We start from the raw sequence: 17,131 nt of genomic DNA, 5'->3' as shown, positions 1-17,131 counted from the left end.
TTGAATGATATTAATCATCAGCCGTTTGGCTGGTGATTTTTTTTGCTCAAAAATAGAACATAGGTTCGATAGGAGAATGACTGTGATATATAATATGGATTGTATAGAAGGTGCAAAGAAGTACATTAAAGATGAAAGCATAGATTTGATTGTTACGGACCCGCCTTATAATTTAGGTTTTGGAGGAACGTCTCAAACAAAATCAAAAAAACCTAGGTTTTCAATTATTGCAAACGATAACTTATCAGATAGAAATTATCAAAGGTTTACCTTTCAATGGCTTCGGGAAGCATATCGGATTTTAAAGCCAGGACATCATATTTATGTATTTATTGATTGGCGGAAGTATCCTCAAATGGCATTATGGATGAGGCGCTGCGGCTTCGTCATTAAGAACTGTATTGTTTGGGATAAAAAACATATGGGTATGGGGCATCAATATCGTTTTCGCCATGAATTTATTATATTCGCTGTAAAGGGAGAAGGTAAGGTAAGAAGGATCTCAACACGATCGTCAACGGATATCTGGAGCATACCAAGGATATCTGGAAACAAAACCGTTCATCCCACTGAAAAGCCAGCTTTGTTAATGAGGGATATTATTTTAAACAGCAGTCTAGAAGGAGAAATGATTGCGGATTTCTTTGTAGGCTCGGGTCCAGTACCGGTGACCGCTAATGAGTTAGGACGTGAAGTTATTGGGTTTGAACTGGATAGGACATATTTTGAGATTAGTAATGAGAGATTGATCCAAACGATTCCTCCAAAATAACATAAAATAGCTCACTGATCATGCGGTTGGTGGGCTATATTGCGTTTAAACAGCGATTCCTTTGACATCAGAATTACTGATAGTTTTAGGATGCTCCACGACTCGTCTCCATTTTTCCATGTTACATGATTCATAATTTGGGCATTTTCTATATTCTACAAGTGCATCATCTAGGGTTTGGCTGGCTGTAAGAACAGATGCGTCTACGAACGAGCTAACTCTATTATATGCTTCAGTCATTTCAGTTCTTAATTTTTCGATATTTTCTTTACAGGTACATTGCATCTTATCTTCGACCCTTCCAACACTCCAATGATAGATAGAGTTTACAACAAATGATCGAATATTACAATATGTGGAATAAAATAAAACCCTCACTAACCTTATTGTCAAGCCCCAATATTGTAGACAATGAAAAAAGCCCAAGAAATGAACTGTTAAATGACAAAGCGGCAGACCAAATTCTGGTCTGCCCTTCATTGATTGAACTATCGTTCTCCGTTAGCTCAACGTTTAATTGTATTCCCCTTTAAATGGCTTTTTAAAATCCCGTATTTGTTTGTTATTTTGATCGTATTCAGCCCAATAGAACACATCTCTAAAATCTATTTTTGCAATGTTGAGATATTTTTGAAGCTGTTCAATACTTCCTTCAGATAAAAACAAAATTGATCTAATTAATCTCAATATAAACTCTTCTTCGGTGTGGAAAAAACTTTGATTAGTTAGTAGGTCTTCAACAAAATCGTATTGATCCTTATATTCCTGCTGTATTTTTTCAATAATATCCAAAGGAAGAATTAAACTCATATTTCAACTCCGAGCTTAATGGATTTTTGAAATTAATGGCACTACCGCAGTTTCTCATAACGTCTTATTTGCGATGACCGTAAATTTCCCATATCTGAGGTATTCGTGAAGAGATCAAACTATCCTGCCCGTTTAATGAATTGCAGTCTAACATTTGATTTTTGTCTAACGATCATGCTGTAAATTTTAGTCGATATTCAATTGGTGTCTGTTTGTTTAATTTAATTTGAATCCGTTCATTATTGTAAAATCGAATGAACTCTTTCGGCCTCTATTATCCAATAATCCATATTCACCTTGTTTTCTAAACTTATAGACCCATTTACGAACCCTATCTTTATCTTGTATCCCATACTTCTCAGTAATTTGCCTATACGTCCACTTCTCATCCTCATGTAACCGTACGGCTTCCTGCCTTATTTCCTTTGTATACGATTTATTTGGTTGTTCTTTCTTCCTCATAAAAAATACCCCCTAAAGTATCATCGGTTCCCCATATGGGTTTTTCCAATGTCAACTATAAAGGGAGCACTTCAATGCGGTCGGTGGGCTTTTGTCATTTATTACTTGAGGCTCTTCTGAATCTCGGCTGCAGCTTTTAGCATTTGTGATTCGTTCGCTAAAACGGATTCACTTTCTGCCGTTTCTACCCCGCGATACACATATTTCACATTTTGCAAGAAATCGAAAGCGAATGCGTCAAGTGGCAGCCCTTCCGAATCATTAATTAGATGTTCAATTGCTGTTGCTCTAAAAAGAGATGATAACATATAAATATCGTTGTCCGGATCGGATAGGTATGTGTCATTAGATAATTCAGTTAGCATAAATTTTGTGAACTCGAGCGCTTCGTCTTGCGTTAATTGATAGTCCTTAGCTATGACTGTAACAGCGTCGAATTTCTCCGTTTTTGAACCCTCGCCAGCAGCAATGGCATTCACTTCACTTTGCCAGTCGGAACTTATAGTTACTGGATCCTCGGTCGCAGGAGCTTCTGTTTCTTTCGATGGTTCAGTTACTTCAGGCTCTTTCGTTGCCTTTGGCGCTTCTGTTGTCTCGATCGTAGGACTAGGAGCGACAGCAACTGTCTTGGCGTCTTTGTCGCCTTGGTTGCCCGCGATACCGATTATTCCCAATACAATGATGACTGCCCAAAACCAAACCTTTTTATAAAAAGGCTTCTTTACTGATTCTTTCAACATAATTCCCCCTAAACAAATTTAATCCAATAGTACTATATACTTCCTGCTTTGCCTATTGGTTTCATACATCAATCCCAAAAGTCATCGAACTTAATAGTCTTGCCGGGTAGTGGATCGTTTATGGCGTCATTATGACTGGAGCGGAAAGGCTTGTCCGCGCTTGATGTTCAGCAGCGAAAGGCTGGCGCACGTTGGCAGTTGCGCTGAGAGCGTCCAAGTAAGCAAGAGCCCACTAACCTTGCGGTTGGTGGGCTCTTTTTCTATTTTCCCAAGCGCTTGGGATTTTGGTTATTCATTGTGTTTCACGCCGACTTTTTCGTTCAAAGTAATCATTTGCATTACTCGCATGTTCGTACACACAATCAGCAAGCATTTTCAAAGCTTCATCTTCGCCACGAGTTTCTTTAAAAAATTTAAAATCCTCCAAAGCTTGCTCAATCATTGACTGTTTAAATTCTTCTTGCGTTGCACATTCACGAAGTCTCTTTCCCATATGATCACCGCCTATTCATAATGTTACTTGTGGTTTGTTTCTATACCTAATGCTTCTTTAATCGCACTCTGAAGTAGTTGGGAAAAATTCAAGCCAGCATCCTCTCCTGCTTCTTTTAACCATTTTGGCATAGTACAGTTTTTTGTAACAGCCTTGTTGGCAGCTTCCTCACGATAGGGAGGGAGAAATACGTCAACGAATACAATCCGATCAGTTGGATCTAAATCCTCTATTGCGTCAAGTTCAGATGGAGCAGGAGGTTGCCAGCCTTTTTCTTCTACTTCAAGTATTCGACTGATTAACATTTCTTTAGCCTTACGAACGCCATCAACTACATCATCAGCAATAACTGCAGTGCCAGGAAAATCGGGGAAATATAATCCATATCCGCCGTCTGAAGCTTTTTCAACTACAACAGGATAGATAAAACTGTTAGTCATTTTAAACACGCTCCTCGATCTTATTTGGAGGTAAGAGGTTTGGGAAAAACCCGGGGTTAGAAGCTAACCCCGGAAGTCTTTTCGATGTTCTTGAGTGTTCCTTTCGGAACTACTCTGCCTGAGCCGTGAAAGCTTATATCAGCGAATCGACTTGAATCCGTTTTGTGTATGTAGCGTTGATGACTTGATTTTGGATTATGATTTGCTGATTTTATGAATCCTGCTTTCTTCAAGCCTTGTAGCACTTCCCTTGTTGTGACTTGTTTTCCCAACCTCGTTACCTCCTTTCTATATATTCATTTTAACACGCATTATTACGCGCGTCAACAATTATATACGCATAATAACGCGTGTTAAAAAGACTGAACACAATATTTACAAACAAACGTTCGCATAATATAATGAGAACAAACATTCGTATTGGAGTGATAGGTATGATCGAACGCTATGTCGGCCGGACAGTACAAATTATTTACAATGATCGCAAACGAAATATCTCGATACGGTTAATTCAAGTGTTATCCGTCCGAAATGGAAAGGTCAAAGCCTTTTGCCTGAGTGCGAATGCGATACGTGTGTTTAATGTTGAAAGCATAATTGATGCGGAGTTAATTAAACAGCATGCTTGATGATAATGCCCGAAAAGTTTTGATTGTACTTTGGAACACCTTTCAACACAAACCTTCCGTAATTAATGTGCCATATCTTAGCCAACGATCACAGAGAAGCGAAGAACAAATAAAGGAAGCAATAAATCTTTTGGTCAAAGAAGGGTTTGTTTTATGGGATAGAAACGCCAATACATTTCAAGTTCTCTATTCGAGAGAACATTTGAAACCTAGATCGTTATGAGGATGGAAACATGAAGGAAGTTAACCGGCTAGATCCACAGAGTAACAAAATGTGGTCGAGTAGTAGAATGATGTTGCCTGAGCATGTGGTTGCAATAAACAAGCAGCGTAAAGAATTGGAGGATATTGACTTGGCAAAAGCAAAAGGACCAAAACGACCGACGAGGGACGAATTTGAATTAGAGGAATTAGGCGAGCGCCTGGAAGAAGCTCAGCAGGAAGAATTAGAATTAAAGTTAATTGTTTGGAATTGGGATCAACCTGTTAAGGGGAAAATTACAAAGATGGACTCTCGAACAAAGACAGTTCATATTGAAAATCTAGGGGACATAACAAAGGTTCCTTTTATGGACATTATGAAGGTTCAGACAAGTGATACTTAATAGTAGAAACATTAAGTCCCTAAATTAAGTTAGGGGCTTTTTTATTTCAAAAAACCTGTGTGTAAAAAATGTGTAAAAAAAAATCAAAACCTATCTTATTCTATCGTATTCTAATATTCCACAACACAAAGAAAAACCCGCCTAATCCCTTTGATATCAAGGTTTCAGCGGGTTTATGTAAATCATTAAAATGATATAGGTTGATCTTAATGGCGTCCCGGAAGAGATTCGAACTCCCGACCGACGCCTTAGAAGGGCGTTGCTCTATCCAGCTGAGCTACCGGGACACAAGCAATAATATACCACAGGCATCGATATTATTGCAAGCACATTTTTAATATCATCGGTAATTTATTCTAATATTTGCTTTATGCATCGCCTTGATGCTACATTTGTTTTTTCTTTTGTTCGTACATGGTATAATCGTACGCAAGATTGAACGAATGAACAAACGGTATGACCATAAGGCGGTGTTATCATTACAACTCCCAATGACACACAAGGCGATAACAAGGATAACGTTTATTTGTTCCCTAGCATGCTGGACCATTATCAGGTACAGTTAACCCGTATGCTGGAAGCGGAACAATACGGGGAGGCCAAGGAGTTGCTGCGCTTTTTGCTGCAATGCCAGGGCGAGGATGCGCGCCATTATGAAGAGTGGGACAGTCTTCTGACATGGCTCGACATGGCTTTTCCTGAAGACGGAATCGGTGACGCAGGCACAGGCTACGTGATGGCCAATCGGGAAAAGGAAGAGGACGAGGCGACCATGCGTGAGCAGCTTCTGAACCCTCCCGACCAGGATGAGGCTTATGTAAACCAAGTGCTTTACATCATGCAAAATCATCCGATGATCGATCAGCAGATACTTGCCCTTGAACGCGCCGCCTATATTCAATCCCCGGACATGGACGAATCTATCAAGAAATGGCTGGCAACCGAGCAGGTGCACCCGGTCGTTCAATTTAAGGCCCTTCAATGCTTGCGCAAGCGAGGAGCGAGCGGATTGCTTACTTTGGATAGATTGGGAGAAGCTGTGGAGTTCGAACTTGAGGTTACGCCACTCTCCATGGACGATTTTCCGTCGCCGGTAATTCGGATTTTAGAGCGGACGGAGCAGGTAGCCGAGGTTGATGATCCAACTTTGCCGCATTTTGCCAGAGAGCTTTGGAAGGAAAGTTTGCAATTTTTGTATGGTACGGCTGCTTATCATTGGATGCTGAGAGAAGACGAGGATACGGTCGATTATTTCGCAGCTGCGCTGCATTTGACACTGCTCCTTACCGTATACGGCTCGGCGAACGATGACGATATTCGTGATACATACGGCATTACCGAAGGATTAAGATTCCGTTATGAGCAAGCGTGCAAGGCGTTGCGGCAGGTAGCAGTGCTTCAGCAATCCGGGGAAGATGAACCAGAGTCTTGATAATCTGGCCCAGCTTGTTTATAATAGAATGGTTTATGAAACGTGACTACTACTGATGCATGAGCATTTTCGGAGGGGAAGGCATAAAATGAAAGCAACTTGGGAAAAAATAGACAAGAACATCGTATCGATCGACGTGGAGGTTGAAGCGGAGAAGGTATCTGATGCTCTTGATCAAGCGTTCAAAAAAGTGGTTCAAAAAGTAAACGTACCTGGATTCCGTAAAGGTAAAGTGCCGCGCGGCATTTTCGAATCCCGCTTTGGAATTGAAAGCTTGTACCAGGATGCAATTGACATCCTGCTGCCAGATGCTTATTCTGATGCAGTAAAAGAACATAATCTTGAGCCGGTTGACCGTCCTGAGATCGATGTTGAGCAATTCGCAAAAGGAGATACATTCAAATTCAAAGCAAAAGTTATCGTTAAGCCTGAAGTTACGCTTGGCGAATACAAAGGCTTGGAAGTTGAAGCGGTAGCTTCTGAAGTTGCGGAAGAGGAAGTTGCAGCTGAGCTTGAGCGTTTGCAACAGCGTCATGCTGAGCTTTCTGTTGTTGAAGAAGGCGCTGCAGAGAACGGTGACATCACGGTACTTGACTTCGACGGTTATGTAGACGGCGAAGCATTCGAAGGCGGAGCAGGCGAGCGTTATTCGCTTGAGCTTGGTTCTAATTCCTTCATTCCTGGCTTCGAAGATCAAGTTGTCGGCATGCAAATCGGCGACTTCAAGGACGTTGAAGTAACGTTCCCTGAGAGCTACCACGCTGAGCACCTTGCAGGCAAGCCTGCTGTGTTCAAAGTGAAATTGCATGAAATCAAACGCAAAAGCCTTCCAGCTCTTGACGATGAGTTTGCTAAAGACGTCAGCGAGTTTGATACTCTTGAAGAGTACAAGCAGGACCTGGTAGGCAAACTGAAAGAGCGTAAAGACCAAGAAGCCGAGCAAGCTCGTGAAACGGCTGTTATTGAGAAAGCTACAGCAGCGGCGGACGTTGAAATTCCTGAGCCGATGATTGTTACTGAAACAGATTACATGATTAGGGATTTCGAAAACCGACTTAAAGCGCAAGGAATGGACATGGAGCTTTACTTCCAGTTCTCCGGCCAAAGCGAATCCGTTCTTCGTGATCAAATGAAAAGCGATGCTGAGAAGCGCGTTCGCAACAACCTTGTGCTCGATGCTATCGCTAAAGCAGAAGGTATTGCTGCAAACGAAGAGGACTTGAACGAAGAGTTGGAAAAGCTGTCCAAAGCATATAACCGTCCTTCCGAGGAGCTACGCACAATTTTCACGCAAAACGGTAATATTAACAGCCTTCAAGAAGACATCTCGCTGCGTAAAACGATCAAGTTCTTGCTTGAAAACAGCAAAGCGGTTTAATTTATCACATAAGCTAAACTAAATAAACGGTTTGTCTCAGGATAAGGCACGTCATTGGTACGTGCCTTATTTTGACCCTACATATGAAAATGTGCTTGCCCTGGAGGCTAATCTCCGTACATATCGAACGGCCGTCGTCGTATACTGTATAGTATTGGAAAAATGACATCAATACGATGACGTGTTACAATAAGTAAGTAACCAAAGTCATAAACGAAAAGAGGTTGGTCGCATGAATCTAGTACCGATCGTAGTCGAACAAACAAATCGCGGGGAACGTTCTTACGATATTTACTCCCGTTTGCTGAAGGACCGTATTATTTTCCTTGGGAGCGCAATCGATGATGATGTAGCAAACTCCATCATTGCACAGCTGCTGTTTCTGGCGGCCGACGATCCAGAGAAAGACATTCATCTGTACATTAACTCTCCCGGCGGCTCAGTGACTGCGGGTATGGGTATATTTGATACGATGCAATATATTAAGCCTGAGGTGTCCACGATTTGCATGGGCATGGCAGCAAGCATGGGCTCGCTTCTTCTGACAGCGGGCGCGAAGGGCAAGCGTTTTGCGCTTCCTAACGCAGAGGTAATGATTCACCAGCCGCTTGGCGGCGTTCGCGGTCAAGCTTCTGATATCAAAATCCATGCGGATTGGATTTTGAAAACAAAGCAAAAGCTGAATCAAATTTATGTAGATCGCACCGGACAGCCTTATGAGAAAATCGACCGCGATACCGACCGTGACAATTTCATGAGCGCGGAAGAGGCTCTTGCCTACGGTTTGATTGACAAGGTGATTACAGCACCGGTATCGACGATTTAATCAAAGGGGTGATTACATGTTTAAATTCAACGACGAAAAAGGCCAGTTGAAATGTTCATTCTGCGGCAAATCGCAGGATCAAGTACGTAAATTGGTTGCCGGTCCCGGCGTCTATATATGCGATGAGTGTATCGAGCTGTGTACCGAAATTGTTGAGGAAGAACTCGGCAATGAGGAAGAGCTTGATCTTAAGGATATTCCGAAACCGAAAGACATCCGGGCTATTCTGGATTCTTATGTCATCGGTCAAGAGTTTGCCAAAAAATCGTTGTCTGTAGCGGTATACAACCATTACAAACGGATCAATTCCGGCAGTAAAATCGAAGACGTAGAATTGCAGAAGAGTAACATTTTGCTGCTGGGTCCTACGGGCTCCGGTAAAACGCTGCTTGCTCAAACGATGGCGAAAATTTTGAACGTTCCTTTTGCGATTGCTGATGCAACCTCGCTTACTGAAGCAGGTTATGTTGGTGAGGACGTTGAGAACATTTTGCTCAAGCTCATACAGGCTGCAGACTATGATGTGGAAAAAGCGGAACGCGGAATCATTTATATCGATGAGATCGATAAAGTGGCTCGCAAATCGGAAAACCCATCGATTACGCGCGACGTGTCGGGCGAAGGCGTTCAACAAGCGCTTCTTAAAATATTGGAGGGTACGGTTGCATCCGTTCCGCCGCAGGGTGGACGCAAGCATCCGCATCAAGAGTTTATTCAAATCGATACGACAAACATTTTGTTCATTTGCGGCGGCGCGTTCGACGGGCTGGAGTCTTTGATCAAACGTCGTATCGGCAAAAAGGTTATCGGCTTCAGTTCCACTGGCGAATTGCAGAAGGATCTTAAAGCTGGCGAATACTTAACGATGGTATTGCCGGAGGATCTGCTCAAATTCGGACTTATTCCGGAGTTTGTTGGCCGTCTGCCAATCATCTCAACGCTTGAGCCGCTTGATGAGCCGGCACTCGTTCGGATTTTGTCCGAACCGAAGAACGCGCTTGTGAAGCAGTATCAGAAGCTGCTTGAGATGGACAACGTGAAGCTCGATTTCGAGCCGGCTGCACTTGATGCCATCGCGAAGGAAGCGATCAAGCGCAACACTGGCGCTCGCGGCTTGCGTGCGATTATCGAGAGCATTATGCTTGAAGTCATGTACGAGGTGCCATCACGCGATGACCTAAGTACTTGCCTCATCACGGAACAAACCGTTCAAGAAAAAATTATGCCGGAGCTTACGGCTAAGAAGACCAAGAAGAAAGAAGAGAGCGCGTAATCTAGCGTTCGAATAGAAGAAGCTAAGTTTACACTTATAGCTTAGCTATATTTCACCGCGAAACGAGCTTTAGCTGCCGATTGACAGCTAAAGTCGTTTACGCTCGACTACCGTCATTGTTTCCACCCAGCCGCGCGGTTTTTTGCCGCCAGTCAAAGGGTGGACTTTGCCGTTCATGGGAGAGATAAGCTTATGTACTTACGTCAAGATACGGTACCGGTTAAAGTCGGCAATCTAACGATTGGCGGCAGCAACGAGGTTATTATTCAGAGCATGTGTACCACTAAGACTGCTGACGTAGAAGCGACTGTTGCTGAAATATTGGGGCTTGAGGAAGCTGGGTGCCAGCTTGTCCGGGTTACCGTCAATAACAAGGAAGCGGCAGAAGCGATCAAAGAAATTAAGAAACGCATTCATATCCCGCTTGTTGCGGACATTCATTTTGATTATCGTTTGGCACTGCTTGCTATCGAGAACGGCATCGACAAGGTTCGGATTAATCCGGGCAACATCGGTCGCCGGGAACGGATTGAGGCGGTTGTTAAGGCATGTAAGGAAAAAGGTATTCCGATTCGGATAGGCGTTAATGCGGGTTCCCTGGAAAATCATTTGCTTGAGAAGTACGGTTATCCGACTCCAGAAGCGATGGTTGAGAGCGCCCTTTTCCATATCGGCATTTTGGAGGAGCTTGATTTCCACGATATTATCGTGTCGCTCAAAGCGTCCGATGTACCGATGGCGATTGCTGCTTACTCCATGGCCGCTAAAGTGATCAAATATCCGCTTCACCTTGGCATTACGGAAGCTGGCACACTGCATACGGGCACGATTAAGAGCTCGGCAGGTATCGGTGCACTGCTTGCGCTCGGTATTGGCAATACGCTAAGGATCAGCCTCAGCGCCGATACGGTAGAAGAGGTTAAGGTCGCTCGCGAGCTGCTCAAAACCTTTGGACTTATTACGAATGCTGCTACTCTTGTATCCTGCCCGACCTGCGGCCGATTGGATATTGATCTATTCTCAATCGCCAATGAAGTAGAGGACTATATTTCAAAAATTAAAGTACCGATAAAGGTGTCTGTGCTGGGCTGTGCGGTTAATGGCCCTGGAGAGGCTCGAGAAGCGGATATTGGCATCGCAGGAGCTAGAGGCGAAGGCATGCTTTTCCGTTATGGAGAGCTGATTCGCAAGGTGCCTGAAGCTGAGCTGCTCAGCGAGTTAAAGAAGGAAATCGACGAAATCGTACGCGTGTTTGAAGCTACTGGCGAAATTCCAGGCCGGAAGCATCATGCGCCGGCATAACGCTGATCAAGAGGCTTATTTACGTCATTTATTGACGTGAATAAGCCTCTTTTTTTTGTTCAAAGGCCAGCTGCTTTTTTCCCTTGCTAATAAAGATGCATATTTTACGGGAAATAAGGAAAAATATTGGTTACAGCTTGCGAGGAGCAAAGGAGGGGGGGACGGACTTGGAGCGTATTACGCTGAATCAGCTAGGGTCCATGATCGTATTGTTTTTAATCGGCAGCTCCTCTTTGTTCTTTCTGGCTAATGCTAATCGAAAACGCCGGTGCTGGATGAAGGCATCACGAAGGTTTGGGATGAAGCCTTCCCAGAGCTGATTTCCTTTCCTTTTGGTGAAATGGTTTTATTTTTGATGTTTTGGAGATATACGGAAAATAAAAATGACATGGTAAGCATGACGATTAAATGCAATCTATTTTCAGGCTTGTTTATTACGCTGACGAACTTGCTCATTTTTTCTGTATCAGGCAATCTTGCCGGAAAGTTAGCCGTTCCTCTCATGCAGGTGACCAACCTCATTGAATTTGTCCAATTTTTGGAGCGAATTGACCCTTTTGTAGCTTTGCTGCTCTTTACAGGCGTATTTATCAAGTTGACCGCCTATTATTTCGGAGCTGTGCTGGCTTTGTCATATTTGATAAAGCTGCACAGGATATACATTATTCTTTCTGTCGGAGAAGTCATTTTTTTTGGCTCTTTTGTATTCCGAAACTATATGGAGCATATATGGTTTGGCTTTGGGTGATTTTATTTTGTTTCGAATGAGCGACGTATTCGTATGTACGGCATCAAGTAAACCCTTCCTTAGGCCCGCGAACAACGGTTTGCGTGCTCGGTTCCTCAAGCAGCGATCGGTGCGGCATTTATCGCCGCGGTGTGGCTAGGCATTAAGCCGCTACTGAAAAAAGGAATGCACCGAGAATATATGCTGTATGCGTCGATGATTGTTTGGACGGTCTATTTATTTGCATCTGAGCATGATGGTTGGCCGTCAATGACGCTCGTTGCGCTAATAGCCTTTCTGTTATCGCCTATCGACCGTTTTCTAAACATAATGAGTTGGCTGAGCTAATAATGAGTATCGCGAAAAATAACTGCTTTAACGGTTATTACCACTTCGTAGGGGCAATACTATCAAATACGCATGCTTATTACGGATAGGTTGCTTATTTGAATATAAGCTTACAACTAAGACGGCATCAGCCGTTTGCGCTTGAGAGGAGCGGATTGCTAATGAGTTTAAGTGTTGTATTGATGTTGATTCAAGTGTTTTTTGCGGTCGTAATTGGCTTGTATTTCTGGAACTTGCTGCGCAATCAGAAGACGAACCGCTCGGCCGTTGACCGAGAATCGCGCAAGGAGATGGACAAGCTGCGGAAGCTAAGGAGCGTTTCCCTTACGAAGCCTCTAGCTGAGAAGACAAGGCCGCAAGCGATGCAGGATATCGTAGGGCAGCGTGACGGCCTGCGTGCCTTAAAGGCGGCGCTGTGCAGCGCTAACCCGCAGCATGTCATTATATATGGACCGCCGGGTGTCGGGAAGACAGCTGCGGCCCGCGTCGTGCTGGAGGAAGCGAAAAAAAATCCTTCCTCGCCGTTTTTGCCGGAGGCGAAATTTACAGAGATCGATGCGACGACCGCTCGTTTTGACGAGCGTGGAATAGCCGATCCGCTCATTGGCTCCGTGCATGACCCGATTTACCAAGGGGCAGGTGCGATGGGGGTTGCCGGCATTCCACAGCCTAAGCCAGGTGCTGTGACGAAGGCGCATGGCGGAATTTTGTTTATTGACGAAATAGGTGAATTGCATCCGGTTCAAATGAATAAATTGTTAAAAGTGCTGGAAGACCGTAAAGTATTTCTGGAGAGCGCTTATTATAATTCGGAGGATTCGAATATACCGGTGTATATTCATGATATTTTTCAAAATGGACTGCCTGCCGATTTCCGTCTAGTCGGCGCGACAACGCGCTCGCCGCAGGAGATTCCACCTGCTATCCGTTCCCGCTGCATGGAAGTGTTTTTCCGTCCGCTGCTTGCCGATGAAATTGCTTTGGTAGCCGAAAACGCGGTCAAAAAAATCGGCTTCCCGCCTTGTCCTGAAGCGATTGATGTCGTTAAGCGGTACGCGACAAACGGACGCGAAGCGGTTAATGTTATTCAGCTTGCTGCGGGTGTCGCTTTATCTGAGAAGCGAGACAGTATTTCTGCGGGTGATATTGAATGGGTCGTCAATAGCAGCCAAATTCCGCCGCGTCCTGACCGCAAGGTGCCTGAGGCGCCGCAAATCGGCTTCGTAAACGGTCTTGCCGTGTATGGACCGAACATGGGAACGCTGCTTGAAATCGAAGTTAGCGCGATCCCTGCGGCTGCCGGCAAGGGGCAGTTCACGATTACCGGTGTCGTTGATGAGGAGGAGCTTGGCGGCGGCTCGCGGACGCTTAGAAGAAAAAGCATGGCAAAAGGCTCAGTGGAAAATGTCATTACCGTATTGCGCCGAATCGGCTTGAATCCGCAGGATTTTGACCTGCATATCAACTTTCCCGGCGGCACGCCAATTGACGGACCTTCTGCCGGAATTGCAATGGCAACGGCCATTACGTCAGCGATTAAAGGCATTCCGATCGATAACAAGCTGGCGATGACCGGCGAGGTTGGCATCCATGGCAACGTGAAGCCTGTTGGCGGCGTGTTGGCTAAGGTTGAGGCTGCTTTCCAAGCAGGTGCAAAAACAGTTATTATCCCAAGGGAGAACTGGCAGGCGATTTTTGCTGATTTGGAAGGGCTTAAGGTCATTCCGGTTGAAAAGGTGGAAGAAGTGTTTAAGTATGTATTCCCGGATGTCGAGGTGTCCCCTGCTCGGGTGGATGCTCCGCTCGGAACAGATCTTTTTATCGCTTCTTCCGTTCCTTATTTGCAGGCTGATTCCGTAGAATGATAAACTAGGTTAGACGTTAACATTTGGAGGTGCTGGTGTGGGACCTAGTAAATCGAAAGGTCGTCGGCTGCCCTTGCTTCCGCTAAGAGGGCTACTCGTTTATCCCAGCATGGTGCTGCACCTTGATGTGGGAAGGGACAAATCGGTTCGTGCGTTAGAATGCGCGATGGTCGAAGATCATATGATATTGCTTTGTTCACAGTCTGAAGTGAACATTGAGGAGCCGACGGAGGAAGATATTTATAAAGTCGGCACCATTGCGAAGGTAAGGCAGATGCTTAAGCTGCCCAACGGGACCATTCGCGTACTCGTGGAAGGCGTTACGCGCGCGGAAATTTTGGACTATTTGCCGAATGACGAGTTTTATGAGGTATCGGTTCGAGAATTGCCGGAGCAGGAAACGGATGATCCAGAAGTGGATGCCCTTATGCGCTCCGTATTAAATCAATTCGAGCACTATATTTCGTTGTCGAAGAAGGTTACGCCAGAGACGTACGCGGCCGTATCCGACATCGATGATCCGGGCCGGCTTGCAGATGTCATTACAAGCCATTTATCGCTTAAGATCAAGGATAAGCAGGACATTCTTGAAACGGTCGATGTTGGCGAGCGCCTCGAGAGGCTGCTTGATATTTTGAACAACGAGCGCGAGGTGCTTGAGCTCGAGCGCAAAATAAACCAACGCGTCAAGAAGCAAATGGAGAAGACGCAGAAAGAATATTATTTGCGCGAGCAGATGAAGGCGATCCAGAAGGAACTTGGCGAGAAGGAAGGCCGTGCAGGCGAGGTAGAGGAGCTGCGGTCGCAGCTGGCTGAATCTGGCGTGCCGGAGCTGGTGAAGGAGAAGATCGAGAAGGAAATCGATCGGCTCGAGAAGATGCCGTCTACCTCTGCGGAAGGCGGTGTTATCCGCAATTATATCGATTGGCTGCTTTCCTTGCCTTGGAATAAGACGACGGATGATGATCTAAGCCTTAGCAAAGCAGAAGCTATTCTGAATGATGACCATTACGGTCTAGAGAAGCCAAAGGAGCGGGTGCTCGAGTATTTGGCAGTGCAGCAGCTTGTTAAGCAATTGAAGGGTCCAATCCTTTGCTTAGTTGGTCCTCCAGGCGTTGGTAAAACTTCGCTTGCCCGTTCCATCGCCAAGTCGCTTGGACGCAAATTCGTACGCATCTCGCTCGGCGGCGTGCGTGATGAAGCGGAGATTCGCGGTCATCGCCGTACTTATGTAGGCGCGATGCCGGGAAGAATCATTCAAGGCATGAAGACGGCAGGCTCGCTTAATCCTGTATTCCTGCTCGATGAAATTGACAAGATGGCGATGGACTTCCGCGGCGATCCGGCTTCTGCGCTTCTAGAGGTGCTTGATCCGGAGCAAAACAATACATTCAGCGACCACTTTGTCGAGGTTCCGTTCAATCTGTCCAATGTCATGTTCGTGACAACGGCCAATGCGATGCACAACATTCCCCGTCCGCTGCTGGATCGGATGGAAGTGTTGTACATACCGGGTTATACGGAGCTTGAGAAGCTGCAGATCGGGAATCGTTATTTGCTGCCGAAGCAGAAGAAGGAGCATGGCCTAACCGAGGAGCAGCTAGTTATCTCGGAAGAAGTGCTGCTGCAGCTTGTACGGGAGTATACGCGGGAATCCGGCGTTCGGAATTTGGAGCAGCAAATCGCGGCGGTATGCCGGAAGGCAGCGAAGCATTTTGTATCCAAGGAGCAGGAGGAAACGCCTGAGCCGCTTGAAGTTACGAGCGATCTGCTTAAGGAGTGGCTTGGACCTGCCAAATTCCGTTATGGCCTCGCCGAGAGCGAGAACCAGATCGGTGCGGTTACGGGTCTGGCGTGGACAGAGGTTGGCGGAGATACGCTTGTCATCGAGGTTACGGTAATGCCGGGTAGCGGAAAGCTAACGTTAACTGGTAAACTAGGTGATGTCATGAAAGAATCCGCGCAAGCCGCGTTCAGCTATACGCGCTCGAAAGCGATCGAGCTGGGCATAGACCCAAGCTTCCATGAGAAAAACGATATTCATATCCATATCCCAGAGGGAGCCATTCCTAAGGATGGTCCATCTGCGGGCATTACCATTGCAACAGCGCTTATTTCAGCTCTTACGAATCGTTATGTGAACAAGGAAGTAGCGATGACAGGCGAAATAACGCTCAGAGGCCGTGTGCTTCCGATTGGCGGTTTGAAAGAAAAATCGCTTGCCGCGCATCGTGCAGGCATTCGCAAGGTGCTGTTGCCGAAAGAAAATGAACGGGATCTACGGGATATTCCCGATAGCGTGCGCAATGATATGCAATTTTTTCCTGTCAGTCATATGGATGAAGTGCTGCAGCATGCGTTGCTTCCGATTCAAACGGAGGAGAAGGCAGGTACATCGATTTTATGAAAATTACACAAGCTCAGTTCGTCATCAGTGCAGTAAAACCCCATCAATACCCAGAGGACGCCTTGCCAGAGATTGCTCTGGCAGGGCGTTCGAATGTCGGAAAATCATCATTGATCAATAAGCTGATTTTACGCAAAAACTTAGCCCGTACGAGCTCGCAGCCGGGCAAGACGCAGCAGCTCAACTACTACCGGGTCAATGATCTGATCTATTTGGTCGATTTTCCGGGCTATGGCTATGCAAAGGTATCTAAGACACAGCGCGTTCAATTTGGCGAAATGATCGAACGCTATATTCGCGATCGCGAGCCGCTTAAGCTGCAGCTGCTCGTCATCGATATCCGTCACGAGCCTTCGCAGCAGGATCAGCAAATGTACAAATGGCTGAAGCATTATGAGATTCCAACCTGCATCGTTGCAACGAAGGCGGATAAAATTCCAAAGTCAAAATGGGACAAGCATATCAAGATGATCAAAAAGACGCTGGAAGCAGATCCGCGCGATTCCATCGTCTTATTTTCCTCAGAATTAGGCCTTGGACGCGAGCAGCTTTGGGATATTATTAACGAAGCGATTGCAACATAAGGTAGCAAGTGCAGCAAGTTATGATATAAAGCAGAGGA

19 protein-coding genes, 1 tRNA gene and 1 pseudogene are annotated in these 17,131 nt (G+C 45.3%); 12 read left to right on the top strand and 9 right to left on the bottom strand.

What is annotated here, in order from left to right:
- Window positions 1-76 precede the first annotated feature (76 nt).
- The gene (locus AC2TDN_RS10010; RefSeq protein ID WP_484687841.1) at window positions 77-772 is read left to right on the top strand and encodes a DNA-methyltransferase; all 696 of its coding nucleotides are present in this window, start codon (window positions 77-79) and stop codon (window positions 770-772) included.
- A gap of 45 nt (window positions 773-817) precedes the next feature.
- Here AC2TDN_RS10010 and AC2TDN_RS10005 read toward each other — a convergent pair whose 3' ends face one another.
- The 8 genes and pseudogenes from AC2TDN_RS10005 to AC2TDN_RS09970 form a co-directional block, all read right to left on the bottom strand.
- Window positions 818-1,057 (bottom strand): Spo0E family sporulation regulatory protein-aspartic acid phosphatase, encoded by a 240-nt coding sequence (locus AC2TDN_RS10005; RefSeq protein WP_484687909.1) that lies wholly within the window; start codon window positions 1,055-1,057, stop codon window positions 818-820.
- 228 nt (window positions 1,058-1,285) lie between these two features.
- Window positions 1,286-1,582, bottom strand: a complete 297-nt coding sequence (locus AC2TDN_RS10000; RefSeq protein ID WP_339208316.1) for a hypothetical protein — start codon at window positions 1,580-1,582, stop codon at window positions 1,286-1,288.
- A gap of 172 nt (window positions 1,583-1,754) precedes the next feature.
- The gene (locus AC2TDN_RS09995) at window positions 1,755-1,838 is read right to left on the bottom strand and encodes a hypothetical protein (RefSeq protein ID WP_484687908.1); all 84 of its coding nucleotides are present in this window, start codon (window positions 1,836-1,838) and stop codon (window positions 1,755-1,757) included.
- Between the two features lie 17 nt (window positions 1,839-1,855).
- Window positions 1,856-2,044, bottom strand: a pseudogene (locus AC2TDN_RS09990) (helix-turn-helix domain-containing protein); the annotation flags it as partial.
- Between the two features lie 101 nt (window positions 2,045-2,145).
- The gene (locus tag AC2TDN_RS09985; RefSeq protein WP_484687840.1) at window positions 2,146-2,784 is read right to left on the bottom strand and encodes a hypothetical protein; all 639 of its coding nucleotides are present in this window, start codon (window positions 2,782-2,784) and stop codon (window positions 2,146-2,148) included.
- 292 nt (window positions 2,785-3,076) lie between these two features.
- Window positions 3,077-3,277 carry a hypothetical protein gene (locus AC2TDN_RS09980; RefSeq protein WP_484687839.1) on the bottom strand — a complete coding sequence of 67 codons (201 nt, stop codon included), beginning with the start codon at window positions 3,275-3,277 and terminating at the stop codon, window positions 3,077-3,079.
- 23 nt (window positions 3,278-3,300) lie between these two features.
- A complete protein-coding gene (locus AC2TDN_RS09975) occupies window positions 3,301-3,717 on the bottom strand; it encodes a type II toxin-antitoxin system HicB family antitoxin (protein ID WP_484687838.1) in 417 nt (138 codons plus the stop codon).
- A gap of 56 nt (window positions 3,718-3,773) precedes the next feature.
- Entirely contained in the window at window positions 3,774-3,989 is a 216-nt protein-coding gene (locus AC2TDN_RS09970) for a type II toxin-antitoxin system HicA family toxin (protein WP_484687837.1), read from the bottom strand.
- 162 nt (window positions 3,990-4,151) lie between these two features.
- On the opposite strand from AC2TDN_RS09970, the gene AC2TDN_RS09965 reads away from it, so the two are divergent.
- Window positions 4,152-4,346 carry a hypothetical protein gene (locus AC2TDN_RS09965; protein WP_484687836.1) on the top strand — a complete coding sequence of 65 codons (195 nt, stop codon included), beginning with the start codon at window positions 4,152-4,154 and terminating at the stop codon, window positions 4,344-4,346.
- Window positions 4,347-4,639: 293 nt separating this feature from the next.
- A complete protein-coding gene (locus AC2TDN_RS09960; protein ID WP_484687907.1) occupies window positions 4,640-4,951 on the top strand; it encodes a YolD-like family protein in 312 nt (103 codons plus the stop codon).
- A 210-nt stretch (window positions 4,952-5,161) separates the two neighbouring features.
- On the opposite strand, the gene AC2TDN_RS09955 is transcribed toward AC2TDN_RS09960, so the two are convergent.
- Window positions 5,162-5,238: transfer RNA gene (locus AC2TDN_RS09955), tRNA-Arg, on the bottom strand.
- 239 nt (window positions 5,239-5,477) lie between these two features.
- Between AC2TDN_RS09955 and AC2TDN_RS09950 the strand changes: the two genes are divergently transcribed.
- The 9 genes from AC2TDN_RS09950 (at window position 5,478) to yihA (ending at window position 17,093) form a co-directional block, all read left to right on the top strand.
- On the top strand, window positions 5,478-6,383 hold the full coding sequence (locus tag AC2TDN_RS09950) for a hypothetical protein (RefSeq protein ID WP_482066418.1): 906 nt from the start codon (window positions 5,478-5,480) through the stop codon (window positions 6,381-6,383).
- A gap of 88 nt (window positions 6,384-6,471) precedes the next feature.
- A complete protein-coding gene (tig, locus tag AC2TDN_RS09945) occupies window positions 6,472-7,761 on the top strand; it encodes a trigger factor (protein ID WP_482066419.1) in 1,290 nt (429 codons plus the stop codon).
- A 232-nt stretch (window positions 7,762-7,993) separates the two neighbouring features.
- On the top strand, window positions 7,994-8,587 hold the full coding sequence (gene clpP / locus AC2TDN_RS09940; protein ID WP_053374767.1) for an ATP-dependent Clp endopeptidase proteolytic subunit ClpP: 594 nt from the start codon (window positions 7,994-7,996) through the stop codon (window positions 8,585-8,587).
- Window positions 8,588-8,603: 16 nt separating this feature from the next.
- Window positions 8,604-9,860 (top strand): ATP-dependent protease ATP-binding subunit ClpX, encoded by a 1,257-nt coding sequence (gene clpX / locus AC2TDN_RS09935; protein ID WP_053374768.1) that lies wholly within the window; start codon window positions 8,604-8,606, stop codon window positions 9,858-9,860.
- Between the two features lie 192 nt (window positions 9,861-10,052).
- Window positions 10,053-11,162, top strand: a complete 1,110-nt coding sequence (gene ispG, locus AC2TDN_RS09930) for a flavodoxin-dependent (E)-4-hydroxy-3-methylbut-2-enyl-diphosphate synthase (RefSeq protein ID WP_482066420.1) — start codon at window positions 10,053-10,055, stop codon at window positions 11,160-11,162.
- 268 nt (window positions 11,163-11,430) lie between these two features.
- A complete protein-coding gene (locus AC2TDN_RS09925) occupies window positions 11,431-11,910 on the top strand; it encodes a GerAB/ArcD/ProY family transporter (RefSeq protein WP_484687835.1) in 480 nt (159 codons plus the stop codon).
- Window positions 11,911-12,398: 488 nt separating this feature from the next.
- Window positions 12,399-14,102: an ATP-dependent protease LonB gene (lonB, locus tag AC2TDN_RS09920; protein ID WP_482066422.1), complete on the top strand. Its 1,704-nt coding sequence runs from the start codon at window positions 12,399-12,401 to the stop codon at window positions 14,100-14,102.
- Between the two features lie 37 nt (window positions 14,103-14,139).
- Window positions 14,140-16,509 carry an endopeptidase La gene (lon, locus tag AC2TDN_RS09915; RefSeq protein WP_482066423.1) on the top strand — a complete coding sequence of 790 codons (2,370 nt, stop codon included), beginning with the start codon at window positions 14,140-14,142 and terminating at the stop codon, window positions 16,507-16,509.
- The gene (gene yihA / locus AC2TDN_RS09910) at window positions 16,506-17,093 is read left to right on the top strand and encodes a ribosome biogenesis GTP-binding protein YihA/YsxC (protein ID WP_482066424.1); all 588 of its coding nucleotides are present in this window, start codon (window positions 16,506-16,508) and stop codon (window positions 17,091-17,093) included. Before lon ends, yihA begins: the two co-directional genes overlap by 4 nt.
- Window positions 17,094-17,131 lie beyond the last annotated feature (38 nt).

This window comes from Paenibacillus sp. Y660 (assembly GCF_057221575.1).
The sequence above is the reverse complement of the archived record's forward strand: the minus strand, read 5'-3'. Positions and strand labels throughout refer to the sequence as shown.